Annotated in this window: 23 protein-coding genes; 4 read left to right on the top strand and 19 right to left on the bottom strand. The window is 38.5% G+C overall.

Annotated elements, in window-relative coordinates; all coding sequences use genetic code 11:
• Nucleotides 1-249 precede the first annotated feature (249 nt).
• Complete coding sequence (rpe, locus tag AC1M85_RS03450) at nt 250-936, bottom strand: ribulose-phosphate 3-epimerase (RefSeq protein WP_481610419.1); 687 nt, start codon at nt 934-936, stop codon at nt 250-252.
• Between the two features lie 229 nt (nt 937-1,165).
• On the opposite strand from rpe, the gene AC1M85_RS03445 reads away from it, so the two are divergent.
• Nucleotides 1,166-1,456: a DUF2218 domain-containing protein gene (locus tag AC1M85_RS03445; RefSeq protein WP_481594038.1), complete on the top strand. Its 291-nt coding sequence runs from the start codon at nt 1,166-1,168 to the stop codon at nt 1,454-1,456.
• 29 nt (nt 1,457-1,485) lie between these two features.
• On the opposite strand, the gene AC1M85_RS03440 is transcribed toward AC1M85_RS03445, so the two are convergent.
• The 9 genes from AC1M85_RS03440 to AC1M85_RS03400 all read right to left on the bottom strand — a co-directional run bounded on the left by AC1M85_RS03440 (nt 1,486) and on the right by AC1M85_RS03400 (nt 9,773).
• The gene (locus tag AC1M85_RS03440; protein WP_481588035.1) at nt 1,486-2,511 is read right to left on the bottom strand and encodes a M48 family metallopeptidase; all 1,026 of its coding nucleotides are present in this window, start codon (nt 2,509-2,511) and stop codon (nt 1,486-1,488) included.
• An 11-nt stretch (nt 2,512-2,522) separates the two neighbouring features.
• On the bottom strand, nt 2,523-3,533 hold the full coding sequence (locus tag AC1M85_RS03435; protein ID WP_228133269.1) for a YjgN family protein: 1,011 nt from the start codon (nt 3,531-3,533) through the stop codon (nt 2,523-2,525).
• Between the two features lie 219 nt (nt 3,534-3,752).
• Complete coding sequence (fghA, locus tag AC1M85_RS03430) at nt 3,753-4,589, bottom strand: S-formylglutathione hydrolase (protein WP_180028727.1); 837 nt, start codon at nt 4,587-4,589, stop codon at nt 3,753-3,755.
• Nucleotides 4,590-4,620: 31 nt separating this feature from the next.
• Nucleotides 4,621-6,045: a C13 family peptidase gene (locus tag AC1M85_RS03425; RefSeq protein WP_180028728.1), complete on the bottom strand. Its 1,425-nt coding sequence runs from the start codon at nt 6,043-6,045 to the stop codon at nt 4,621-4,623.
• Between the two features lie 118 nt (nt 6,046-6,163).
• Nucleotides 6,164-6,982, bottom strand: a complete 819-nt coding sequence (locus tag AC1M85_RS03420) for a class I SAM-dependent methyltransferase (RefSeq protein WP_481595143.1) — start codon at nt 6,980-6,982, stop codon at nt 6,164-6,166.
• Nucleotides 6,976-7,800 (bottom strand): undecaprenyl-diphosphate phosphatase, encoded by an 825-nt coding sequence (locus tag AC1M85_RS03415; RefSeq protein ID WP_035268259.1) that lies wholly within the window; start codon nt 7,798-7,800, stop codon nt 6,976-6,978. The genes AC1M85_RS03420 and AC1M85_RS03415 overlap by 7 nt, the downstream gene beginning before the upstream one ends.
• A gap of 12 nt (nt 7,801-7,812) precedes the next feature.
• Entirely contained in the window at nt 7,813-8,478 is a 666-nt protein-coding gene (gene tsaB, locus AC1M85_RS03410; RefSeq protein WP_092768604.1) for a tRNA (adenosine(37)-N6)-threonylcarbamoyltransferase complex dimerization subunit type 1 TsaB, read from the bottom strand.
• A gap of 122 nt (nt 8,479-8,600) precedes the next feature.
• Entirely contained in the window at nt 8,601-9,131 is a 531-nt protein-coding gene (locus tag AC1M85_RS03405; protein WP_035268256.1) for a gamma carbonic anhydrase family protein, read from the bottom strand.
• Between the two features lie 27 nt (nt 9,132-9,158).
• The gene (locus AC1M85_RS03400) at nt 9,159-9,773 is read right to left on the bottom strand and encodes a CoA pyrophosphatase (RefSeq protein WP_035268255.1); all 615 of its coding nucleotides are present in this window, start codon (nt 9,771-9,773) and stop codon (nt 9,159-9,161) included.
• Between the two features lie 130 nt (nt 9,774-9,903).
• On the opposite strand from AC1M85_RS03400, the gene AC1M85_RS03395 reads away from it, so the two are divergent.
• On the top strand, nt 9,904-10,452 hold the full coding sequence (locus AC1M85_RS03395; RefSeq protein WP_035268253.1) for an NUDIX hydrolase: 549 nt from the start codon (nt 9,904-9,906) through the stop codon (nt 10,450-10,452).
• A gap of 35 nt (nt 10,453-10,487) precedes the next feature.
• Here AC1M85_RS03395 and filF read toward each other — a convergent pair whose 3' ends face one another.
• From filF to filA, 6 genes are all read right to left on the bottom strand, one after another.
• The gene (gene filF, locus AC1M85_RS03390; protein WP_180000168.1) at nt 10,488-12,395 is read right to left on the bottom strand and encodes a putative pilus system protein FilF; all 1,908 of its coding nucleotides are present in this window, start codon (nt 12,393-12,395) and stop codon (nt 10,488-10,490) included.
• A gap of 12 nt (nt 12,396-12,407) precedes the next feature.
• A complete protein-coding gene (gene filE / locus AC1M85_RS03385; RefSeq protein ID WP_488213552.1) occupies nt 12,408-13,664 on the bottom strand; it encodes a putative pilus assembly protein FilE in 1,257 nt (418 codons plus the stop codon).
• Nucleotides 13,664-15,331 carry a putative pilus system OmpP1/FadL family transporter FilD gene (gene filD / locus AC1M85_RS03380; RefSeq protein ID WP_180000164.1) on the bottom strand — a complete coding sequence of 556 codons (1,668 nt, stop codon included), beginning with the start codon at nt 15,329-15,331 and terminating at the stop codon, nt 13,664-13,666. Before filD ends, filE begins: the two co-directional genes overlap by 1 nt.
• Before the next feature lie 12 nt (nt 15,332-15,343).
• Complete coding sequence (gene filC, locus AC1M85_RS03375) at nt 15,344-16,552, bottom strand: putative pilus system protein FilC (protein WP_488213551.1); 1,209 nt, start codon at nt 16,550-16,552, stop codon at nt 15,344-15,346.
• 65 nt (nt 16,553-16,617) lie between these two features.
• Nucleotides 16,618-17,451: a putative pilus system C39 family peptidase FilB gene (filB, locus tag AC1M85_RS03370; RefSeq protein WP_481588027.1), complete on the bottom strand. Its 834-nt coding sequence runs from the start codon at nt 17,449-17,451 to the stop codon at nt 16,618-16,620.
• A 183-nt stretch (nt 17,452-17,634) separates the two neighbouring features.
• The gene (filA, locus tag AC1M85_RS03365) at nt 17,635-18,504 is read right to left on the bottom strand and encodes a putative pilus system protein FilA (RefSeq protein ID WP_092768589.1); all 870 of its coding nucleotides are present in this window, start codon (nt 18,502-18,504) and stop codon (nt 17,635-17,637) included.
• 246 nt (nt 18,505-18,750) lie between these two features.
• On the opposite strand from filA, the gene pabB reads away from it, so the two are divergent.
• Nucleotides 18,751-20,097, top strand: coding sequence for an aminodeoxychorismate synthase component I (gene pabB / locus AC1M85_RS03360; protein ID WP_488213550.1), 1,347 nt, complete (start codon nt 18,751-18,753; stop codon nt 20,095-20,097).
• Between the two features lie 48 nt (nt 20,098-20,145).
• Here the strand turns inward: pabB and hisC are convergent, their stop codons facing one another.
• Both hisC and hisD read right to left on the bottom strand, forming a co-directional pair.
• Nucleotides 20,146-21,237 (bottom strand): histidinol-phosphate transaminase, encoded by a 1,092-nt coding sequence (hisC, locus tag AC1M85_RS03355; RefSeq protein ID WP_035268929.1) that lies wholly within the window; start codon nt 21,235-21,237, stop codon nt 20,146-20,148.
• 150 nt (nt 21,238-21,387) lie between these two features.
• Nucleotides 21,388-22,689, bottom strand: coding sequence for a histidinol dehydrogenase (gene hisD, locus AC1M85_RS03350; RefSeq protein ID WP_488213845.1), 1,302 nt, complete (start codon nt 22,687-22,689; stop codon nt 21,388-21,390).
• A 165-nt stretch (nt 22,690-22,854) separates the two neighbouring features.
• Here hisD and AC1M85_RS03345 point away from each other — a divergent pair, with 165 nt between their 5' ends.
• A complete protein-coding gene (locus AC1M85_RS03345) occupies nt 22,855-23,205 on the top strand; it encodes a hypothetical protein (protein ID WP_092768580.1) in 351 nt (116 codons plus the stop codon).
• Between the two features lie 320 nt (nt 23,206-23,525).
• Here AC1M85_RS03345 and hisG read toward each other — a convergent pair whose 3' ends face one another.
• Nucleotides 23,526-24,227, bottom strand: coding sequence for an ATP phosphoribosyltransferase (hisG, locus tag AC1M85_RS03340; protein ID WP_035268927.1), 702 nt, complete (start codon nt 24,225-24,227; stop codon nt 23,526-23,528).
• Nucleotides 24,228-24,231: the final 4 nt, after the last annotated feature.

Genomic DNA, 24,231 nt, shown 5'->3' with positions numbered 1-24,231 from the left:
GATAAGCCAAATAATGAGCAACGAAAATTTCTCCCCCAAACAATACAACAGAAAAGATAAGAAGATCCATTTTTTGTAAAAAAGGACTCAAATGAGTCCTTTTTATACATTTATTGTCTAATAAACAAACCATTGAACTAAATATGATTATAATCTAATCAAATTATCCAGACTGTTATCAACACAGATATCCACCACGTTATCCATAGACTTATCCACAGATGTGTGTAGTGTTATACATGTTTCGGATCAAACGTTAATTGAACCTACTTTCGCCAACTCTGCACGCATTTCATCAATTACAGCTTTATAATCTGGCTTTCCAAAAATGGCAGAACCAGCTACAAACATATCTGCACCAGCTTCAGCGATTTCACGAATATTTGCTGGACCAACACCACCATCAACTTCTAAGCGAATATCTTTACCAGATGCATCAATAATTTTGCGTGCTTTACGAAGTTTATCTAGCGTCATTGGGATAAATTTTTGTCCACCGAAGCCAGGGTTGACGCTCATTAATAAGACTTGATCCACTTTATCCAGTACATAATCAAGGTAATGTAAAGGCGTTGCAGGGTTAAAAACTAAACCTGCTTTAGCACCACCAGCTTTAATCAGCTGCAATGAACGGTCGATATGGTCTGATGCTTCTGGATGAAAAGTGATGATATCTGCACCCGCTTCTAAGAAATCTCCGATCATACGATCGACTGGTTTCACCATAAGATGAACGTCAATTGGGGCCTGAATACCATATTTTTTAAGTGCCTTACATACACCAGCACCAAAAGTTAAATTTGGTACATAATGATTGTCCATTACATCGAAATGGACCACATCTGCACCTGCTTCAAGTACGTTTTCGACTTCTTCACCTAAGCGAGCGAAATCAGCAGATAAAATCGATGGAGCAATTAAGAATGGCTTGGACATGTCAGGACCTGGCGGGAAATTAGAATTCAAAAGTTGATTATAGCAAAACTTCGTTTATTCATTCCTTCGAAATTACTGCTATTTAAATTTCAACTCAAAATGCAAATCGTTGATAAAAAAATCTTCAAGGACGGAATATGACTTATGCAAAGCTATGTTGCATATTCGGAACAACCTTATGGTGAGATGAATGTTAAGATACAATAAATTTCAAGCATTACGGTAAATAATGAAAACAACCACAACGATAGACAGCTCCGAAGCATTACGTATCGCTAAACGATTAAGCAATCATTGGAAACATAAATTTGATGTCACCAATACCGATGACCAATATCAAATTTTTATGCCAAAAGTGACAGTTGAATTATCAATACAACCTGATCAACTTCATGTCAGTATTGTGAATAAAGAAGAAATATCTTTAGAAGAATTAATACGACTAGAAAATGTCGTGCTTGATCATATCAATCGCATGGTTCAAGCTGACTATCAAGTTATATGGTCTAGAGAAAGTTAAAGAAAAACCGACATAAAGTCGGCTTTTCATTATTGTTGCTGTTTAAATTCAGTAACACGGCGAATTCGTTCTTCAGTGGCAGGATGACTTGCAAAGAGATCAAGAATTTTTGATTGATCTTCGTCTTCTCCCATATCATCACTCATACGTTTTAAAAAGTTTGCAAAATGCACTGTATCCATTTCATGTTTATGCATGAGTTCTAGCGCATACTGATCTGATTCTAACTCAAACTTCCGTGAATATCCTGCACCAATCATGGCAACTGGCAAAGTCGCAATTAAATCCGATCCATCACCAGTGATAGCAATATAAAGTACACTGAATCCTAGGCTCGAAAGACCTTGTTGTAAGCTGTGACGTTTTAATAAATGTGCTTGTTCATGTGCCAAAACGCCGATAATTTCCTGATCATTCTTGGCAAGCTTCACTAATTCATCGGTGAGATAAATTGTATTGTTTGGCAATGCGAGTGCATTGGCTCCAAGCGAGGTACCTTCCCTAAATTTCAACTGAGCGGGACGACCCTCAGCAACATATTTCAGATAATCCGCGAGAATCCGATCCTGTCTTTGCTGTGATAACTGAGAAGGTTTAGTGTATTCGGCTAAATAAACTTCTGCCTGTCCACCCAAACGATTCAGCGTATTTTCTGGCAGCTGGAAAGCAACAATGTGCGATGCCGTCGGTATTCCCCATTTAATGACGGAGAAACCAAGTGCGACCACGAAAATAACACTAAAAATAATCAACGATGGTGTACGTTCAAGTTTCCATACTTTTTGATGAAAATTTTTATGCTCAACAGGCAACCATTCAGGAAGCTGACGCTCATGAAATTCAATCCTAGCGTCATGTGTTAACTCTAAAGCTGGATTACGTCGACCAATTTTACCAAGCAATACCATTTCATCTGCATGATAGTAGACTGTTTTCACTTCGCCTTTATCTGTATAACTGACAGCGATACTGTCTTGATTAGCAGGGCGAATCTGTGCTGTAAAAGGCTTAGAAAGAACACCATCATAATATGTCACTGTGAGAGGTTGATTCATTGAATTAACTCCTAAAGTGAAATATCAATATCAAAAATATCACTAATTTCTTCCGCGATGGCACTATGATCACTTTGCGCAATATTCATCATCAGGTTTGGATCATCATTTAATTCTAAGCTCATCGACTCAACTTGGTATCGATAAATGCGAATAGCAGCCCATGCTGACAATAATCCTAAACTTAAGATTCTAGCGATCCAATTACTCGCAACAATCCATGCATAGCGCCATTGATTACAACTGGTCTTAAACTGACTGCTGTTGAGTGTTGTGCTATTCCACGTAGTAATAAAAATTCGTGCCTGTATTAACGGACCAATAAACAACATTCCAATCGCATAAACGGCAAAGATCATCATCAGCATCATATCCATTCCATGACCACTGAGTATTGATAATGTCGAACCACCAAATCCAATGAGCATAAGAATCAATACAAAGAGAATCATGGGAACATATACTGCTCGCATATAACTGGGCCAGTCATTGTTTAATTGAAATTTGAGTTGTCCAACATATAAATGATTAAGCGTATATTTTTTATAAATCCAAATTGCGACAGGGCTAAATATACCTAATGTGAAAATGGTGATAGCAAGTGCAAGTAAAAATTGCTTATAGGCTTCTTTATTCGTGCCAGAAAAATAAAAACGACTGTTCCCAAATTTACTGTTGCGCGCATTAAATCGTACTGTGGCACGAACCAACCATGGAAGAGCGATATAAATAATCAGACCACCAAATGCTGCTATCGTCATATCCATATATGAGGCAATCGCAAATATTGCCCAAATGCCAATGGCTATCAGTCGACCAATCAAAATTTTAGTCGGTAAACCAGTAAAATCAAAAAAGCGATGAAAAAATTCGGTATTGTTATAAAAATATCTTAAACGACGTACTTTCGCCCATGGCGCATATAGGCTCAATGTCGCAATCGTCAACAGAATGTTGACGATCCATATGCCAAAGTACTCCATCGCATTGCCATGAAATTTAAATTTAAATACTTTCCCCATATAAATCGGTCGATTTTCATCTGCATCAGATAATGGAAATGGATCGTTGATCAATGGTAAGGGTGCTTGTTCAGCGGAGTGTTCTGATGAATTCATTATTATTTTCTCTGATTATAAAAAATGACATCCCGAGAGATGTCATCATTCAACATGGTTTAAATGTGATATCGCACACATTATAACGAACTTAAGTATGAATATCTTAAAATTCAAATGAGATTAATTTTGCAATTGTAAAGCATGGAATTGCAGATGATCATCAATAAAACTTTGGATAAAGAAGTATCCATGATCATAACCCTCGTGCTCACGCAATGTGAGCTTTTGCCCTACGGCTTTACATGATTCAGCAAATAGTGCTGGATTAAGTTGAGCATAAAACTGATCTGCAACACCCTGATCAATTAAAACTTCGTGATATAGAGCACCCTTAGCTTTCACGAGCTCATTCGCATCATGTGCTTTCCATAACTCACGATCTTCTCCGAGGTAAGCTGAAAATGCCTTTTCACCCCATGGGCAAATTGAGGGCGCACAAATCGGTGCAAATGCTGAGACTGACTTGAATAAGTCTGGATACTTCCAAGCAAGCGTGAGTGTACCGTGCCCTCCCATGCTGTGACCAAAAATACCAATCCCATCATCCTGTACAGGAAACGATGTAAGAACTAAAGGATACAACTCCTGTATAAGATACGACTCCATCTGATAATGCTCAGCCCAAGGTGCTTGAGTTGCGTTTAAATAGAATCCAGCACCTTGCCCTATATCCCAAGAATCCCCGACAGCCACGTCGTCACCACGAGGCGATGTATCTGGAGCAATCAAGATAATTCCCAATTGCGCAGCTAAACGTTGTGCGTGTGCTTTGATGACAAAAGTTTCTTCAGTACAAGTCAAACCTGCAAGATAGTACAACGCAATACATTTTTGACCTTCGAGTGCCTGTGAAGGTAAAAATACAGAAAATTTAGTGGGATTTTTCAAAAACTTTGAATTGATCTGATAAACACGTTGTTCACCGTCAAAACATTTATTCTTTTGAACCAATTCCATTGCACTGCCTCACACATTTAATTTTTAAACATCATCGCATATTCGTAAACTGAGCACTATCACTCTGGTGTTCACTACTTACGGTTGATAATCCCACCTGAGGAAATAATCTCTTTTCAAGTTGCGGCAACATAATTTCCATATTCTTACCAATGACCCATTGTGGCTCTGATGGCATAAACCCTTGTGCATTTTCCCAATGTGCAATATTAACTGATGCATCTTCAAAGGCTTCACGTAAGCTATTTTTTTCACGCATCGCTAAATCAAAGAAAGCACGTCCAAAATAAGTCGAGTCTGCATCATTTGAACAACCAAAAGACTCTCGATCTGCTGCAGCTGCAGTAATGACTAATGTATCTGGCGATTGCAACGCTGGAATAAAACTACCAGAGAAACATGATGAAATCACAATGACTCTCCATCTGATCCCTGATTTATCAAGCGTTTGGCGCAACCATTTTGGATCTATGTCTTCCAAATCAATTGGCGTATTTTCCATTTGAAATTGGTTACTCAATCCATGGGAAGTCATATAAAGAAACAGGACATCACTTTCACGATTCATCTGAGCGCCAATACGTTGCAATGCCAAATCAATACTGGTCTTTGACGCAATTGGATATTCTTCGCGAGTTGCAGGATTATTAATTAACGCAATTGAACGACCAAAGGTTCCGAAACGCGTATCAAATTGATCTTTAAATCTTTGAATTTCCAATTTGAATACATCTTGATAACTTGCACCAGCTACGCCCATAAAATACCAATGCGAGTTCGCGAACTCTCCAAATTGGATCTGTTCAAGCGCCTGATTTAATAATCTGCTTTGCGCGTAAAATGATTGTTCTGAAATACTTGGAGGCGCCTCATCTACCTTCCAAATTGGTTGACTTTGTGACGAAATCTGCCACACAAAAAGTGTAAAAAACGTGGCGATCATGATGAGCAGTCGCTCCCACCAAGGCCATTTTAATTCACGCGAAAAAACCCAAACAACAGCTAAACTTTGCCAAACAAACAATAAAGAAAATATGTGCTGTAAATGATCAACAAGGAAATTAGGTTGATAGTCAAAGTTATTAAAATAATATTGGATAAGACACTGAATCAAAACAATATGTGTGTCTAGTACTAACCAAAGTAATGCTGGCACTAACATCAAACGTGGATTATTAGTACGCTGTGAAAGGAAAATCCCAACAATTAAAGCAATAAATGGCCAGAGCGCATAACTCACTAATCCTTGAGAATTAAATTCTCCAGCACCATTCGATAACAACCAGCTAAATAAAGAGCTCGCTGAACCTCCAAGAATTCCCCAAAAAATAAGTTGAAGAATTGATGGCCTTACAATCTGTAGTGATTTCCTTGAACCTAAAAATAACCAAATCCCTGCAAGCTGGTTACTTTTTAAATCATGCCAAAAGTTAATTGAAGGTTTAAGGTCTATCATAAGATTACTGTGTAGGTGCTTGGATCAGCTTTTTTAAGTTTATGCTCGGTTAAATAATTATCAATGCTACTTTTAACTATATAACAATTTTTCGATTATTTTTGAGTCATTTACCAAACTACTCAGAAACAATCGTTTGAAAATAGGCATCAAAGCGACATGCATCACCTAACCATTGATGATCAGGTTTTTGTGCATTGAGATAAACAGCATGCCTTGGTCGCTTTACAATAACTCGCTTAGCAACGCTTTGAGCCAATGCCAATAATTCATCACCTAAATCCATCTCTCCATCTTCTGGTAACAGAAGATGTAACAGCTGCATTTGTTTTTTAACTTGCGCTTGTTTTTTAATGGCATTTTGATTTTGGTCGCGCTGTGGAAACATTGGATCTAAATACACCACATCGGCATTGACGAATTGGTTCGCACATTGCTTAAGATAATCAGCGGAATCTGAAAAAACCAGCTGAATACGCGCAACAACACTCTTTAAAAATGGGTCAAGACTCGCTTGTTGATGAGTAGATTCTAACAAAGTATATAAAATTGGATGTCGTTCAACTAATGTAACATTTGCCCCTAAATGTGCCATCAATAAACTGTCATGTCCAAGCCCTGCGGTGGCATCAATGAGCTGAGGTTTTTCAGATAACTGGCATGCCCTTGCAATCATTTCAGATTTCAAGCTAGCACGTTTTAAGCGACCGACTTCGGCTTTCCAATCAGGTTGCATACGCATGCCCTGTGCGCACAGCCACAACCCATCTTGATCAACACAAAGCGCAAGTTCAGGATGATGTCTGAAAAATCGAGCATTCAATTTTTCAACCTCTTCGATTGTTGACTGCACCCCACGAGAAGAAAGCACAGCATTAAAATGCTGTGCTTTCTCAAGAAAATCTCGTTCAGCAAATAAGCGTATTTCGCTTACCATAATTTCCAACCTGTAAATGCAAAGAGAAGGATCACTAAACCTGAAGCAATTCGATACCAAGCAAAAATCATAAAATCACGTTTTGCGACATAGGCAACCAAAGCTCGAATGAGTAATAAAGCTGAGACAAATGAAACAATCAACCCAGTTGTCAACACTGCCCAATCTTCAGCAGTCTGGAACACATCATAGCTTTGATATAAATCTAATAATCCAGCACCAATAATGACTGGAATTCCAAGAAAGAATGAAAATTCGGTCGCTGCTTTGCGGGAAACGCCTAAAAACATTGCCCCGATGATCGTAGCACCAGAACGTGATGTACCTGGGATCAAAGAGAGCACTTGAATTAAACCAATCCAAATTGCATCTTTATAACTGAGCTCTTCAACTTCTTTGACACGTATTCTTGGGGGATTTTTTTCTACCCAAATGATAATTAAACCACCCACAATCAGGCCAATTGCAATCGCGTAGTTATTAAATAATAGCTCTTTTACTGTTTGCCCAAAGGTCAAACCTATTGCAACAATTGGGATTGAAGCCAAGATTAAACCAAATCCGAGTCTTCTACCTTGTGCTTCGCCAGTGACCATACCCGTTGCAGCACCCCATAAGCGCGACCAATATTCATAAATAACCGCTGCGATTGCCCCCATTTGAATGGCAATCACAAAGACATCACTTTTTTCCTTGGTCCAGAAATTCATGAGTTCAGCGGCTAAAATTAAATGGCCTGTACTAGAAATGGGTAAAAACTCAGTAATACCTTCAACGATACCCATAATTGCCGCTTTAAGCAGCAGTAAAAGATCCATAGAAATTCCTAATTATGCTTTGCCTTGTTCTGGAATTTTTTTCCACGCATTGTCACGTAAATAAACGGGTAGTGCGAGATCGGCACTGAGCCAGTGTTTTTTTAAAGCATGTTCACGTGCAATCGTCGCTATATCCTCAGCAGTTGCTTGGACATTTGAATAATCATTTAATTCGGGATGAATACATTTTGTTCCCGAACCAATCATTTGAAACTTTTGATAGGCTGCAGCATTTTCATAATTTAATAATTGCTCTTCATCCACCAACTGCATTAAACCTTGAGCATTTAACTGAAAACTTGCGATGTAGACCTCACTCATTCTTGCATCAAGTACAGCCGTAACTTCTGTCAGTTGATACATTCGATAAGCAGCCTGTGCCAGAGCTTGAAGGGATGAAACAGGAATCACAGGCACGTCATGTGACCATGCAAGTGCCTGAGTGACTGCTGCATTAATACGCACACCGCTGAATGAGCCAGGACCACGACTAAAAGCGATCGCATCCAAATCTGAAACGTGTACTTCAGCTTGCTGAAAAGCTGCTTCAATCATTGGGAGGATAGATTGGGTCTGCGCTTTTGCACGATCATCTAGTTTATAAAAAAGTACTTGATTCTCATCAATTAACGAAACTGAGCACTGCTCATTGGCAGTTTCTAATGCAAGCAATTTCATGCATGCCCCTATAAATCGTTAAAAATGGTGCTAATCATACTCCACTCGAATTATTCCTGCGAGAGCAGATCTGTTCAGATTTAGTGATTATTGAACGCTGGTATCAATCTCAACACTTATATTTAAAATTCAAATTTTTCAAGCTGAGTGAAATTTTTGAAATGATGCGCATAATGCATCGCACTCATTTTGAGTTTAGCTTCTGCAAACTCATCTAATGTTTTAATTACTTTGCCAGGAGAGCCCATCACCAATGAATTATCTGGGATGATTTTACCTTCTGGAATCAACGCATTCGCGCCAATAATGCAATTTTTACCGATTACAGCATTATTTAATATGACGGCGTTGATACCAATCAAACTATTATCTCCAATCGTACAACCATGTAACATTGCTTGATGACCAATGGTGACATATTGCCCAACATTCAATTCAATGCCGGGATCAGTGTGTAAGACGGCATTTTCTTGAATATTACTGAAATCACCAATACGAATTTTGCAGTTATCCCCGCGTATTACCGCACCAAACCAAACACTCACCTCTTGTCCAAGTTCAACATCGCCAATCACAGTGGCATTTTCTGCAATCCATCCATTCCATGGTTGAATCGTCGTTGAAGGGGTTTTGTCTTGAAATTTGTACATCATATGCAGCAATCCTATGCATTTAATATTTTAATGTTGTTTGAAAATTGAAGATTTAAAACTTGGGGAATTGAGCAAAAAGGGCCAGTTTTTTTTATAATTTAAGCCATACTGAAACAACGAAATCAGGATCCTTGCTGTAAGACCCCATATCACCTCATTCTCAACTCTTAAACTTGGAAAATAGATTGATTGCTTAGCCAATCGAACTTCATAAGGTGTTGGGCGAGCATCCATCATTTCGCGGATTGAAGCAAAAAAAATACGATCGATTTCTGTAGGTTGTGGGACAAGCTTCACATTAGGCGGTATCAATCCAACCACAGGTTTTACTAAAACACCCGCTTTCGAGCGCTCTGAAGGCAGATCACCTAGCAACTTTACATCGAACGGATTCAAAGCCGTTTCTTCCCACGCTTCTCGGAGTGCAACAACAATATTACTGGTGTCGTTCGGATCTCTTTTTCCTCCTGGGAATGACACTTCACCCGCATGATTATTCATATAAATAGAGCGACGCGTCAGCAGAATTTTAGGATCATCTTCATTAGTGATTGCAAGTAATACTGCAGCATCAGCTTTTTGAATGCGTTTAGAAAACCTAAGGTGTTGTTGCAGTTGCAATGTTAATGAATGATCCATCATCTTGAATAGCTCGATCTCTCTTTTTTATTCTCATCCCATCATATATGAAATTTTGTGCATAAGGCTATAAATGATGCGAAAGTTATTTTTTTGGGGTATGCTGAATCATCTCATTTTTACTTGACAGCATATGCCTTTTTGCACGGCCTGTGGGCAACCGACGACCGAACAGATTCCTTTAGGTGATCATAAAGTACGCCAAGTCTGTACGCATTGTAAGACCATTCACTATGTGAATCCGAAGGTCATTTGTGGAGCCTTAGCGATTTGGGAAGATAAAGTACTCTTATGTCGTAGAGCGATTGAACCGCGCTATGGTCTTTGGACGCTACCAGCAGGATATATGGAACTCTTCGAGACAATGGAGCAAGGTGCAGCTCGTGAAACTCGTGAAGAAGCTGAAGCTGAAGTGGAAATTGAGCAATTGTACTGTATGTACAATATCCCTCGTATTGGTCAAATTTACGTATTATTTAAATCTCACCTTGTTGAAGGTAAATTTGGAGCTGGTGAAGAAACCATCGAAAGTCGTTTATTTGAAGAACACGAGATTCCATGGGATAGTTTAGCTTTCCCAAGTGTTGAACGAACGCTTCGTCATTATTTTGAAGACCGAAAATCGAATCATTTTCCTACACACTTAGAGACCTTAGGTACTCGACTTGATCAAACAGGTTAAAAAAAACTCCATCTCATAAGATGGAGTTTTTTTGGTTAAGCTTTTCGACCTATTTGATAACAAGGTGTTAAAGCAATTTCAATTGTTCCTGTTCTAAGCTTTGCTAGATTAAGTTGTTCAGTCGTTGGTTTATTCTCTGGAATCGAATTGTACGTGTGTTGGTATGTCGCATGCGTATTCACCCATTCAGCTGCGGCTGTAGAGCCCTTAGTATCCCAACTCGTGATATTAATACCCGCTCTTATGTCATTATTTACGATTAAGTTTTGTAAATTTAAACGTACACCTCCAGATGACACAAGTTCACTATTAGAATCGACTCCAAAGTCTGGTCTGTTATTTAGTCCAGCTCTGACCCCATTTAGGTTCCCAAAAATTGGATTCGCTAGAATCATACGTATTGTCAGAGATTTATCATTTGCAGTTGAATATGTTGTGCCTGTCGTACCAATAATGAATTGTTGAACATCCAATTCATCGGTCATGGTTGAAGTATTCTTAATGCTTGGACAAGTGGTAGATTTTAAACTCGATGCAGTACGATTGGTTCGTATATCTCCATTTTCATCAATGACGATACTCACTGTTTGTGATGGAATCGTTTTATCATTAAAGTTAAACACTAAATCTGCGTATAATGGGAAAATAATTTGATCCCCAGCTTCAACATTTTTACGTGTTTTGAACACTTTACGATCTAAATAGCTCACTGGACTGTATTTTAGAATATCAAGCTTACCTGTATAGCGCTCAGAATTGACATCTTGACGCCACTCCCCATATACCTCAGTGCTTGTAGGTGTATCCTTGCTGCCTAAGAATCCTTGATAAGCATACTGATTACCAGGAATAATGGATTGACCAAACAGAGTTCCTTTATAGATTTCTAATTTGTCATTTGAAGATTCAATACTTTTAAAAACTAAAGGTTTTTGTATTTTTTGTGAGATATTATTCAACCAATCTTTTGAATTAGAAACGACATCTAATTTTTCAGGTGGTACTTGATTGATTAATAATACTCGTGCTAACTCTTCTGAAGTATTACTACCCGTAACAATTGGTTTCCCTCTCCACTGTGAGAGATAACCACTCGCATAACCTTCGCGCGTAGTAATTACGCTCATATCAGCAATTGCTTGATTATTGTTTAGGCTTGAGCCGTGAAACCCTGCGAAATTAGTATTTTGTCCAATAAAGAGTAAGTGATTGGCCTGATAAATACCCACACTTCTCATTCTTATGATCTGTTGTGCTACTTTTTCCGCATCATCAATTGATACCTTATCGACATCTAACCATGGTTTCAGGATCTGAACATAACTGCCATTTTTGAACTCATTTGCCGTTATATTTTGGCTGATCACTTGAAGCCCATCCAAATTGTCTTTTGACAGCACAACTTGCTGTATATCACCAGGCACATTACTGATTTGATCTACACCTAATGTTTGCAAAATTCGTGTAATTCCGACCATTGCGTTATAGGTAGGATCGGACATATTAAAATTTTCAATTGGCTTACCAGTTAGCCCTTGAGCCATATCTTGCACACCAATCTGAATATAAACATCGCTCATTTTCTTAGGCACAATTGAACCTAAATCGACCGTCCCTAACTCAATTTTTCGAGCACTGGCTTCACCCTGAATATAAAATGTAACTTTGTCTCCCACTTTGCATGAACCAATCGCAACATTAGGATCGAGTTCAGTTCGATAGTGATTCAATTTGTCAGTACTACAATCGAACTTTAGTCCCTCTACAGGATAGTCCAAGACAAATCCCAGACAATTAGCATCATTTGAGGTTAAACAACCATTAGAGGTTGTAACGGAACCACGGTTAGGATCTTCATTTATTTTAGCACTCTCTCCACCACATCCAGTCAATGCTAAAAAAAGCGTGGAAAACGTGAATGGGATAATATTAGACTTTTTCATTATAGTTCTCTTTTATTTGATGGCCTTGAGCTTTAGCTGACCAGTATTCACGAGTTTTTGATTTTGAATATCAATTGATTCGACTAAAGGGGTGAGTAATAAATATCGTGTTTGAGGTGGTTTTTTTAATATACCTTCGAGTGCAGAATAGGTCGTGACGTTGGCTTGAGTATTTGTACTTTTAAAACCAGTCGCTCCCTCTAAAATGCAACCTTGCTGATCCAAAAATACTGCAATCGGCCAATAAAAAGTTGGGTTATTTTGAGATGAAGCAAATGATTGAATTTGAATCTGATCAATTGATTCATCTAACTCCACCACCTCGTAAGCAAAACGTTCTTTCAATGGCGCAACTGGCCATAAACCAATTTCACTTTGAGCGCCCTTCAATCGCTTAGCTTTCTGAATTTTTTTATCTTGAAAACATGTATGTTCCAGAGATTCTGCAAGATCTTTTGCTTCAATACGCATGTACGTACTCGATAAAGCCATTGCTTCTTTCGCTGCAGGCTCTGTCGGCTGTAGGAACTGAGATAAAACGGCTTTGGCAATCCCTTTTTGACGCTCAATCGTTTCAAAACGAGCTGCACCTACACCCTGCGTATCAGGAACTACATAAAACCGTTTTCTTCCTTCCAGATTAAACTCATGATCCTCAAGATATTCATGATCAATGTATTCAACACCATCAATCAGAGTTACAGGACTTCCTGTTTCAACTTTCAGTAAACCACCTGCTTTTTTGCTATCTGAAATCTGCTCAACACGTTGAACTTTTTCTTTAGAATTTTGATCGTGTGTAGATTTATTTTTTGTTAATGACTGCTCATGTTTCGTATTGACTTTAGTCTGTGCAAGATCAATTTTCGTCATTTGATCTTGAGTCTTTATTTCAACACTCACTGTTGATTGTTCAACATTGTCATTTTGACTGCGCCCAACTGATTTGCTCGCTGTAGGAGCTTTAATACTCGGCTGAGCGATTTCAACCAGTATTTTTTTAGGCTCATCTGCTGGTTTTTTTTGAATGATTTTTGGCTGAACATTTTCTCTTTGAATTGATTTTCGATTTTTAATAGATTCGTTTTTTTGAGCACTAGATGCAGATCTTTCGATGACAATCGGTCTACCATCTGGACCTATAATTGTGTAAAAGTCTTGGGCATTCAATGTAGGACATATTAAAAAAGAACCTGCGCATAAGACATAACCGAGAGACTGGCTTACTCTTGTCTTTATTTGTTTAAATTGCTCAAGATTTAAGTCCATTACCATCTCGTTCTATAATTTATACCTAAAATCGTAACTTTGGTATTCGTCGATACATTTAAGCCAGCATATGGATTAAGTAATAAATTATCCACGGCGTCTAGATTGGCTAGGCTACTTGATCCCGCTGGAATTCTATCGCGGCTACGAAGGAACCCGACTGATAAATCAATATCTGTATCTTCATCAAAACGGTAACCAATACCCAATCCAAACAATTGTGCATTATTGATCGGTACCATTGTATTCCGCTTTCCATCTGGGATCGCACTTGTTCTAGGTTCATAACCAGCACGGAATTTCAAACGGTCATTGGCAGAATATTCAACGCCAACGCCCCAACTCCATGGAGATTGAAAACCTAGAGGCAGAGATAAAGATGAGTCTGTTACATCATTAGATAACAGTTTTGCAATTTTCAGAGCAGAAATTTGACGATCGAACTCAAATTTAAACTTATCCCAAGCCGCATAGTCAGTCCATCCCACATCGAAATTTACCTGTAAGTCCGGGAATACTTTGTACTTAATCCCTGCTTGGAAATGTGCTGGATATTCTAAATCCATAGACATTAGACCAGTTTCAATCGCAGGTACATAGTTCGGAAAACCAAGTATGGTTGCCAAAACTTGCCCCGTAGGTGAGGAGTTTAGTCCTTTGATTAATTCTCGGGATGCGTTTCCATTTTCTACAATATATTTACCCTTCAAGCGCATTTTAGCACCGCTTTGGTAAACCAGCCCCAAACCAAACTCTTCAGTGGGTTCCCACAAGACACCTAAGTTGTAGCTTGGTGATAAACTCTGCTCCATTTCAACATTGATTTTCCCGAAAGTTGAAAATGGATTCATGCCCTCATTGGTATTACATAAGCCGAATAACAAAATATTCGTGACAATATTGTCATTCCCTCCACGGAAAGGGGCACAGACAGACTCATCCACCATCCGAAGAAGACCAATCATTTCATTTGGAAAACGTAAATCTGTTTTCATGGCAATGGCTTGATAAGACATGCCCACTGAAGCACCAATTGAAAGTTCATCATTTACTTGATATGCAATCGATGGTGATAAATATGTAATACGCTCCATGGCAACTTGCTGCCCCATGAAGTTACCCGGATTACCATCTTCTGCACCGAAACCTGCAACCATTGGTGCATAAACTGCTGTAGCGAAAGTAAACTTAGATCCTGGTGGGTTGTAGGAGATCCCTCCAGTTGGAGCTGCTACTGGCCATCCTTCTCCTAAATCCACCATTTTTTTCAATATAGGAATATATAAGGATGCGTACTCGACATCACCTCTCACAGAATCCTTAAAATCAGTACAGAGGTTTGATGGATTATCAAGCGCATCATTACAGATTAATGGATCATCAGAATATCCAAAGACGTCATAACCTGATGGCGCGGAAAATTCACGCTGAATATCAAAATTAGCAACTAAGCCTTGAACGTCGGTTTGTAACCCTTTGAGTTTGGTTAAACCCGCAGGGTTAAAGTGAATTGCACTAATCCCGGGTGGATCTGCAGTGACAGCATTACCCATTGATAATGAGCGTACATCTACAGATAAATTCTGCCCAAGGTGTGCAAAGACTTGCGTACTACATCCACTCAGAACAATTGCTGTAACTAAAGGATGCAAACGGAATTGACTCATTTCCGAACTCCTTTAGCTTGCTTTTTTCTTACCGAAGCCAAGTATATCTAATGGGAACGATAGGCCGAGAGAAACATCTGGAGAGTCTTCAGTTAAACCGATACCTATCGTTCCATTGACAATCGTCTTCGGACTAACACGTACACCGAGTGCCACCGCAAACATAGAGCTGGTCTGAGTCACAGGCTCGTAATATTCACCTGTATCATATGTAAATTTGGTACCCATGTTCATCGATTGCTGATAAGACATGGTCAAGGAGACATCATAGTTAAATGAATATGCAAACCCGAACGAGAATCCAGCCGTAACACCGGGTTCAAAAGTATCTAAAACACGGTTACGCCCAGTTAAACCTTCACCTTGAGTATTTCCTCCCCCTCGGATTTGATTTAAGCCAGATTCTTTAAAACCATAATTTGTTGATACTGACGCAAACAATACAACTGGATCAATATATTTTCTTGTACTTGCACCAACACCAACTGAATAATACCCCTTACCTGTTGAGAGATCCGTCAAAGGATTAATTTCATAGGGGCTATCACCTGTTTTTGTCGATAGATTACCAAACAAAATAAGTGGCAAACGACCTTCTTTCAGTGGAAATGGCTCCCAACGCGCCCCTAAACTAATATCACCCAAACCAGCAGTGGTCGTATCTTTGACACTATCAGACTTTGCAACCAATGGAATTGAAGCGTTTAGCGTGATGTTATCTCTTAAACCATATTGCGCTGTGATGGTATTGGTAATCGTATGATTTGCATCTTCATCAATACGAAGTTGATACAACTGTCCTTCATCGATCGAAGCATTTATTTGTGAATCCCGATAGTACGAATAATCAAGATCATAGAACGTTGAAAACTCACCACGCTTAATCAGTGAATATTGTCGCTCATTAGAGGAAAAAACTTCCTGCAAGTTAGTCTCTTGCGTCGCATCACCTTCTTTTTGTTGGAGCGCATTTGCAGCCTGCCCTTCAACACCTGGCTTAAGAGAAGGTGTTGCATCAACATTTTCAGTAGATTCTGCCGTATAACTTGATTGTGCTTGTTCAAGCTGGGTCGCCGAACTATTTTCAGTATTATTTTGAGTATCTTGAGAAATATTCTCTTCTGATGGAGCTTCAACTGTTTCGGGTGCTGCATAGACGCCTGTGACAATCATTTGAATACTGATTGCGAGTAGCGTTCTTTTCGTCCATTGATTATTCATTTTACTTCCTACCACAATTCTTCATTATTTGGATTTTGTTTCAATTCAATTTAATTGCATTTAAATTACTTACGTTTATAGTAAAGCCGCATATATGTTGTAATGGGTTGATTATACGTTGGAGATTTGGGATCAAGATCTAATACTTTACGCATAGTTGAGGCTTTATCTGCGATTTTATTCATATAATCTGACGAAAATTGTGCATCAACTAAGGCGTAACGGTTAATTGTTGCATCATCGACATGTCTTAAATCTGTTTCTTGTAATGCCAATAGATCTTTCTGTTGAGATTCAGGAACGTTCACTAAAAATAAGGTATTGTTTTCCCAAATTTCTTTAAATCGTGCTTCATCAAAACTGATATTTCCTAATGCAGGGTCAGCAACATAAACCCTTCCATCTTTATATGCTTTGTATACAACAAAGTGCTTAAAACCTGCATAGTGAATTGGAACAATAGCAGGTTGTGTCTGTTTAATCAGGTCTTTGAATTCACCACGGTAACCCCCACTTTCATAACCTAAAGCAGTGACGAAGCGCTTCATATCCAATAATGAAAAGCTTCTACGCTCAATGATTCGATCATACTCGCCAAATCGCAACAATCCCTCCATGGTTTGTTGTTCTGTCAAATTTAGACCAGCGTGACCATTAAGAACTGTCGTCAACGCCGCAGAACCACAACTATAGTCATACGCTTGACGGACTATTCCTCTAAACTGATTTTCGATAGCCGGCTTGATAGCTACAGGTTCACGGTGATTTTTTGTATAAGATAGATGTCGTGAGTCTGCAATCTCACTGTAATAAACTGCTTCGCGTGGTTTTTCTTTAATTTCGAGAGCATGACTCGCAAAAAAATACATGATTGCAGAGCCTAAAGTAATTTCTATCATAATGTTAACTGTTCTAGTTCGGCGTACTTGCCTTTATGATTCTGTAGTTGGAGTTTGCACTCACATTTATTCTTATATTCAGAATACCTTTTTCATCCTAAAAATACAGTACTTTTACTTTTTAATTTCAAATTCGCAAAATTTAAAAAACGCGTGATCAACACGCGTTTTTTGTATAAAAACTTAGTGACCAGAAATTTTGATTGAAGTGCTACCCAAATTCAAACCTTGAACTTCGATTGAACCGATACTCTTATTAGCTTCACCTAAAGAAACTTTTTGGATGTAAGCATTCAATGGTGATTGAGCTGGGCTGATATATAATCCATCTTTTGTTACACCAATTTTGGCATCAGCATTCAGGTTTTTACTGCCTGAACTTGTAACTTTCAAGCCCTCGATTCCAATGCTACCACCACCCGATGTAGATGTATCATTAATAGTTAAGCTTGTAGATAAACCACCAGTGATTTCAGAATCAACGACAATCATAGCGCCTTGAGGTGCATTACCTAATTGAACGTTTGCTTTGGTTGCACCCAATGATAATGTTAAACCTGTAATAATTTGTTTTTCAGAACCTTCAACAACACCACGAACATTGTCATCAGAACTGTAAGTGCCAGAGCTTGCAACCCCAATAGAACCAACATTGATGTCTAAAGCACCAGTTTCAGCAAGAACATTAAGTACCGCTTGACCACCAACATCTGCGGCATCAACTTTCAACGTTGCTAAGTTTTGAGTATTTCCAGTACCCTTTGAAATCGTTAAACCGTTAACCGTGATTGCACCAGCACCAATTGTTGGATCAGCAGTGCCAGCTGTATTAATGGTCGTATCACCGAATGTCAAAGCGCTATTTGTAAAACCATCATTATCATGAATATATAACTTATCGATTTCGATACCAGCAGTTGTATCAATGGCAATAGTAATACCATCTTGACCAGTCGTTGCGCTGAGTGATGCATCATCCATTGCCTGCATCGCCATAGCATTCACGCTCACCGCCATTGAAGAAACTAAAGCCAATTTTGTGAATAATTTCATTATGTACTCTCCCAAGAGCATTTTTTTCATTTTTTTGACTGCTCTCCGTGTTTCTGAAGTTTTTATAATTTAACGACTGAAACTTCATCCTTGAGCAGTTCGCTTTGCAGTATTAAGTTAACCTTATGTTATCTTATGATCAATATCTGTTAAGAAAATTCGACCTATTCCCGATAAATGGCATAAGTGTGAACTAGTATTAAATGGGTGATGCAAATTTTCTAAAAAGAGTGTAACAAGTCACAAATGGTAAGTGCTTCATTTTTTAAACAAAACTTAAAAATTTCAGGACTAAGTAAAGCTGATTTTTTGCAAAAAATTGGTTCATTGACAGGATTGGTATATCTTGAAAATCAGGATTTACCGATTATCGGATTTTTGCCAAAAAAATATTGCGTTTATATAAACGGCGGATTCAGTCAATTTGTGCGTTGCTCTGATTTTAATTATCAGTATGAAAGCCAATTTTCTTCACTCAAAGATTTTGTTCAATGTAGCGAAAATTCACTTCCAGATTCTGCAAGCCATTATTTCAGAGGCGGTTACATTGGTTACTATGATTATAATTTTGCAGCAAATTTTCAAATCAACACCAAGGTAAAAAAACAACCACAATTGTTTTTTGGCTTGTATGAAAGCTATTTGATTTATGAAAATAATGATTGGGTTTTCTATAGCACTGAACATAATGCCGAGTGCCTTTATACACGATTATTAGACTGTTTTCAGCAATCTAGTCCATCATCATTTCAACTCAGTTCACCCATGCAAGCACGTTGGACTAAACAACAATATCGAACTGCATTTCAACGAGTACAAGATTACATTGTTGCTGGGGATTGTTACCAAATTAACCTAACTCAAGAATTTGTAGCACAAGCTGAAGGTGAGCTACTGAGTATAGTTAAACCTTTTTGGGCACTCACAAATGCTCCTTATGCTGCTTATCTTAAAATTGATAACCTTGAACTTTTGAGCTGTTCACCTGAGTTATTTATCGAGTTTAGACCCAATAAAAAAATGATCACTAAACCGATCAAAGGCACCATGCCACGCTTTAAAGATCCTCAAAAAGACCAAGAATCAAAACAAACACTCATCAACTCTGAGAAAGATAAAGCCGAAAATCTAATGATTGTTGACCTTCTCAGAAATGATTTAAGCATTTATGCAGAAACTGGCACTGTCAAGACACCAAAATTATTTAACATTGAAAGCTTTAATCAAGTCCACCACATGGTCAGTGAAATTGAAGCGACGTTAAAATCCGATGTTCATCAATTAGATGTTTTACACGCAGCGCTCCCCGGCGGTTCAATAACGGGGGCACCCAAAATTCGAGCGATGGAAATTATTGAAGAACTTGAAGAGTCCCCACGCGGTGCATACTGTGGCTCTATTGGTTATTTCAATTTTGATGGTACTGGTTCTTGGAATATTTTGATCCGAACAATTCAAAAATATCAGCAAGATGTGTCTATTTGGGCTGGTGGTGGTGTCACAATCAGTTCAGATTGCGATGCAGAATATCAAGAATGCTTTGATAAGGTTGAAGCCATGCTAAAACTGATGAATCAATGGTACGAATCATAAAAAAGCGACCTATCTGGTCGCTTTTTCAACAACAAAAATTTGCAGCACTCACACTTTTAAAATGTCATTCTTCAAGGTGTCTACTAAACGTTGATTTTGCTCATCTGTACCAATGGTGATACGCAAATACTGATTAATACGTGGTTTATTAAAATATCTCACGATAATGCCACGCTCTCGCAATTCATTTGCAAGCTGACCTGCATCTTTGCTAGGCAGTGTTGCAAATATAAAATTTGCGGCAGAAGGCAACACATCAAACCCTAAGGATTTCAGTTGCTCAACTAACTTTATACGACTAGCAATCACTTTGGCATTTTGCGCTTCGAAATAGGCTTGATCCTCGAAAGACGCCACTGCAGCGGCAATCGCAAAACGGTCCATTGGATATGAATTGAAGCTATTTTTTACCGCTTCTAACGCTGCAATTAAATGCGGCTGTGCAATCGCAAACCCGACCCGTAATCCCGCAAGCGAACGTGATTTCGAAGTTGTTTGACAGACCACCAAGTTGTCATATTTTTCTACGAGAGCCACTGCAGATTCAGCACCAAAGTCTACATATGCTTCATCAATCACAACCACTGAATTTGGGTTCGATTGAAGTACTTCCTCAATTGCAGACAAACCAAGTGCAATACTGGTAGGGGCATTTGGATTGGTGATAATGATGCCGCCATTTGGTTGCTTATAGTCATCCACAACAATTTCAAATTTTTCGTTTAAAGGCAAAATTTGAGTTTTCACACCAAAAAATTGGCTATAAACAGGATAGAAACTGTAGGTAATATCTGGATAAAGAATTGGCAAATCTTGAACAAAAAATGCCTTAAAAATATGAGCTAAAACCTCATCAGAACCATTACCAACAAACACGTGTCCCACTGGAACATGTTGCTGTTTCGCAATTGCTTGCTTTAATTCCGATGCGTCAGGGTCAGGATACAAACGTAAAACATCCGCGCCATTTGCTAAAACTTGTTGTACCGCTTCTACAACTTTTGGAGATGGTGGATACGGGTTCTCGTTGGTATTCAATTTTAAAAGATTTTGGATCTTGGGTTGTTCACCAGGCACATAAGGCTCTAGTTCACGTACTTCGGGACTCCAAAAACGCATTTGCTCTACTGTAATATTCATTTTTAAATTCTCTAAATTCCCCTCACTGACTAAGGAGGTTAGGGAGAGATTTTTTAATTACCTTCACCTAACCTCACTTGCATTTCGATTTCAAGCAATGCTTAAAAACAGATTTAGAGAGGAATATTCATTCTAAATTTATCGCTTAAATTACTGATAACGATATCGTGCTGAACGAGCGTGAGCATCTAAGTTTTCTTGCTGTGCAAGAATATCTGCTGTTTTCGCTAAGGTTTTCACGCCATCCTCTGAACACATGATTAAGCTTGAACGCTTTTGGAAATCATACACTCCGAGTGGTGATGAAAAACGTGCCGTACCCGAGGTTGGCAATACATGGTTCGGACCTGCACAGTAATCACCAATTGCTTCAGGCGTATAACGCCCCATGAAGATAGCACCTGCATGGCGAATACCTTCAGCCATTTCTTGTGCTTCATCTAAACATAGCATCAAGTGTTCAGGGGCAACTTGGTTGATCAATTCTGCACCTTCGGCACGGTCTTTAACTAAAACGAGCGCACCACGATTAGCAATAGAAGTTCGTGCGATTTCTGCTTTAGGAAGTGCTTTTAAGTGCTCTTCAATTGCAATCGCGACATCATGAAGCAGTTGCTCGTCTGGCGTAATAAATACAGCTTGAGCAACAGTATCATGCTCCGCTTGAGACAGAAGATCCATTGCAAGCCATTCTGCATTATTGTCCCCTTCAGCATACACTAAAATTTCTGAAGGACCTGCAATCATATCAATACCTACCTGACCAAATACGGCGCGTTTTGCTGCTGCAACAAAACGATTGCCAGGTCCAGTGATTTTGTCTACTGCTGGAATGGTTTCAGTACCATAGGCCAATGCTGCAACCGCTTGTGCACCACCAATCGTAAATACACGAGTGACACCTGCCAAATACGCAGCTGCCAACACCAATGGATTTAAATCACCATTTGGTGCAGGCACAACCATAATAATTTCAGGTACTCCTGCGACGTGAGCAGGAACAGCATTCATGAGTACTGATGATGGGTATGAAGCCAAACCACCTGGCACATAAATTCCAACACGGTCAAGCGGCGTCACTTTTTGACCTAAGGTGTTACCCAAAGCATCAACATAGGTCCAACCATCTTGTTTTTGTGCCTGATGGAATTCACGGACACGATTTGCAGCTAACTCTAAAGCTTCTCGAACTTCAATCGTTAAATGATCAAATGCAGCTTTAAGTTGCTCTTGTGTCAGTTCTAAATCTGAAAATTGATGCGCTGGATGTCGATCGAACTGCTGAGTAAGTTTAAGAACATGAGCATCACCATGTTGACGAACATCGGCAATGATTTGGTCTACTGTTTTTAAAAGTTCTGGGTCACTCACGGTTTCAAAAGCGAGCAAGTCAGCAAAGTCTTGCTTGAAGTTTTGATCTTGAGTCGATAAACGTCGCATCAATTTATCCACAATGAAATTAAAGGGAAGCTTTAGTTTACCTGTTTTCTGTTGATTTGTGGGCATCTTCATTCAACCAACTCGTATAGAGATCATTGAAAATAACTTTTGATTAAATTGAATTTTCTTTTCAGCTATATTCTTAAAATTATTCGTTTTTATTCGAGGGAATTTTAGATGAAAGAAATAGAAAAATATGTTGGATACTATTTAGGTGTTTATGTCGTTGTTTTAGCTATTTGTGGATTCTTTCAATACTTTTATTACTGTCAAGGTCAATCATTGATGTGTGCCGTTACTAAAACTGGAATCGTGGATATAGTAACTGTAACCGCTTATATACTGACGCCAATAGTTGCAATTATCGGATTCTTAAATTGGAAACTGCAGCATAACTCACTAATTCTTGCAGATGAAGCTAAAGAATTACTCATTGCAATTAATGATGATATTAGAATATTTACAGATATCTCATCCTTTTTTAGAACTATTAATCCTGATTTAAAAATTCAGGAAATATATAACTAAGATATTTCACATTTTTTAAGAGACTTATCCACTAACTCATCGAAAATACTTTCCAAATCAATGATACTCTATGAATTAAATGATGATCCTAATTTCTTTAAAATAAGAAATGATTATTCCTTTTTCTTAAACCAACTTGAAAGAACAATATTTAACTGCTTAAATCACAATTTATCAGCAGGTGAAATATTAGATATCCTTGATTCTTATAGAAATTTATTTATGAAAAATAATAAGATCTATAAACGTCAAGTTAGAAAATATATTCTAGCAGAATAAAAAAACCGCCCTTTCGGACGGTCTATCAAACATAAATTAAATTATGCTTTTTTAGCTGCTTCACGTTCATCCACCGCTTTTTCAAGCTGTGCAAGAATCGGATTAAGTAAGGCTTGCTTACGCTTAAAGCTCGCTTTGTTCACGATTAAACGAGAAGACACTTTGCAGATTTCTTCAAGAGGCTCTAAGCCATTCGCGCGAAGTGTATTACCTGTGTCCACGACGTCGACGATGTAATCACCCAAACCAACCAATGGTGCAAGCTCCATCGAACCGTAAAGTTTAATCACATCAACTTGCTCACCTAAGCTCGCATAGTATTGACGCGTCAAATTCACGTACTTGGTCGCGATCTTCAAACGACCTTTCGGACGCTCCATACCCACTTTGCCCGCTGTCATTAACTTACAGTTTGCAATTTTAAGATCTAATGGTTCATAGACATTTTGTGCACCATGTTCCATCAGTACATCTTTACCTGCAACACCAATATCAGCCGCACCATTTTCTACATACGTTGGTACATCAGATGCACGTAAAATTAAAATTCGAACATGTTTATGCGTCGTAGGAAAAATTAATTTACGCGATTTATCTGGGTCTTCTAAAAGATTAATCCCTGCTGTTTCTAGCAATGGCAATGTCTCTTTTAAAATACGACCTTTACTTAATGCTAAGGTTAAACCATGATCAAAATTGCCCATTACGTCAAAATTAGGATCATCGTTTCTCATATCGCTCATTAAC

The organism is Acinetobacter sp. 24-47-64 (assembly GCF_057737055.1).
Note: the sequence above shows the minus strand (reverse complement) of the source record. Positions and strands in the feature narration are given on the sequence as shown.

Excerpts from the sequence above, each read along its gene's own strand:
- AC1M85_RS03425 (WP_180028728.1), bottom strand. The coding sequence starts at position 6,045 with ATGATAGACCTTAAACCTTCAATTAACTTTTGGCATGATTTAAAAAGT.
- AC1M85_RS03405 (WP_035268256.1), bottom strand. The coding sequence starts at position 9,131 with ATGATGTACAAATTTCAAGACAAAACCCCTTCAACGACGATTCAACCA.
- AC1M85_RS03415 (WP_035268259.1), bottom strand. The coding sequence starts at position 7,800 with ATGGATCTTTTACTGCTGCTTAAAGCGGCAATTATGGGTATCGTTGAA.
- AC1M85_RS03440 (WP_481588035.1), bottom strand. The coding sequence starts at position 2,511 with ATGAATCAACCTCTCACAGTGACATATTATGATGGTGTTCTTTCTAAG.
- rpe (WP_481610419.1), bottom strand. The coding sequence starts at position 936 with ATGTCCAAGCCATTCTTAATTGCTCCATCGATTTTATCTGCTGATTTC.
- fghA (WP_180028727.1), bottom strand. The coding sequence starts at position 4,589 with ATGGAATTGGTTCAAAAGAATAAATGTTTTGACGGTGAACAACGTGTT.
- hisG (WP_035268927.1), bottom strand. The coding sequence starts at position 24,227 with ATGAGCGATATGAGAAACGATGATCCTAATTTTGACGTAATGGGCAAT.
- AC1M85_RS03395 (WP_035268253.1), top strand. The coding sequence starts at position 9,904 with ATGCCTTTTTGCACGGCCTGTGGGCAACCGACGACCGAACAGATTCCT.
- hisC (WP_035268929.1), bottom strand. The coding sequence starts at position 21,237 with ATGAATATTACAGTAGAGCAAATGCGTTTTTGGAGTCCCGAAGTACGT.
- tsaB (WP_092768604.1), bottom strand. The coding sequence starts at position 8,478 with ATGAAATTGCTTGCATTAGAAACTGCCAATGAGCAGTGCTCAGTTTCG.
- filB (WP_481588027.1), bottom strand. The coding sequence starts at position 17,451 with ATGATAGAAATTACTTTAGGCTCTGCAATCATGTATTTTTTTGCGAGT.
- pabB (WP_488213550.1), top strand. The coding sequence starts at position 18,751 with ATGGTAAGTGCTTCATTTTTTAAACAAAACTTAAAAATTTCAGGACTA.
- AC1M85_RS03400 (WP_035268255.1), bottom strand. The coding sequence starts at position 9,773 with ATGATGGATCATTCATTAACATTGCAACTGCAACAACACCTTAGGTTT.
- AC1M85_RS03445 (WP_481594038.1), top strand. The coding sequence starts at position 1,166 with ATGAAAACAACCACAACGATAGACAGCTCCGAAGCATTACGTATCGCT.
- filF (WP_180000168.1), bottom strand. The coding sequence starts at position 12,395 with ATGAAAAAGTCTAATATTATCCCATTCACGTTTTCCACGCTTTTTTTA.
- AC1M85_RS03420 (WP_481595143.1), bottom strand. The coding sequence starts at position 6,982 with ATGGTAAGCGAAATACGCTTATTTGCTGAACGAGATTTTCTTGAGAAA.
- AC1M85_RS03345 (WP_092768580.1), top strand. The coding sequence starts at position 22,855 with ATGAAAGAAATAGAAAAATATGTTGGATACTATTTAGGTGTTTATGTC.
- filA (WP_092768589.1), bottom strand. The coding sequence starts at position 18,504 with ATGAAATTATTCACAAAATTGGCTTTAGTTTCTTCAATGGCGGTGAGC.
- filD (WP_180000164.1), bottom strand. The coding sequence starts at position 15,331 with ATGAGTCAATTCCGTTTGCATCCTTTAGTTACAGCAATTGTTCTGAGT.
- filE (WP_488213552.1), bottom strand. The coding sequence starts at position 13,664 with ATGGACTTAAATCTTGAGCAATTTAAACAAATAAAGACAAGAGTAAGC.
- AC1M85_RS03435 (WP_228133269.1), bottom strand. The coding sequence starts at position 3,533 with ATGGGGAAAGTATTTAAATTTAAATTTCATGGCAATGCGATGGAGTAC.
- filC (WP_488213551.1), bottom strand. The coding sequence starts at position 16,552 with ATGAATAATCAATGGACGAAAAGAACGCTACTCGCAATCAGTATTCAA.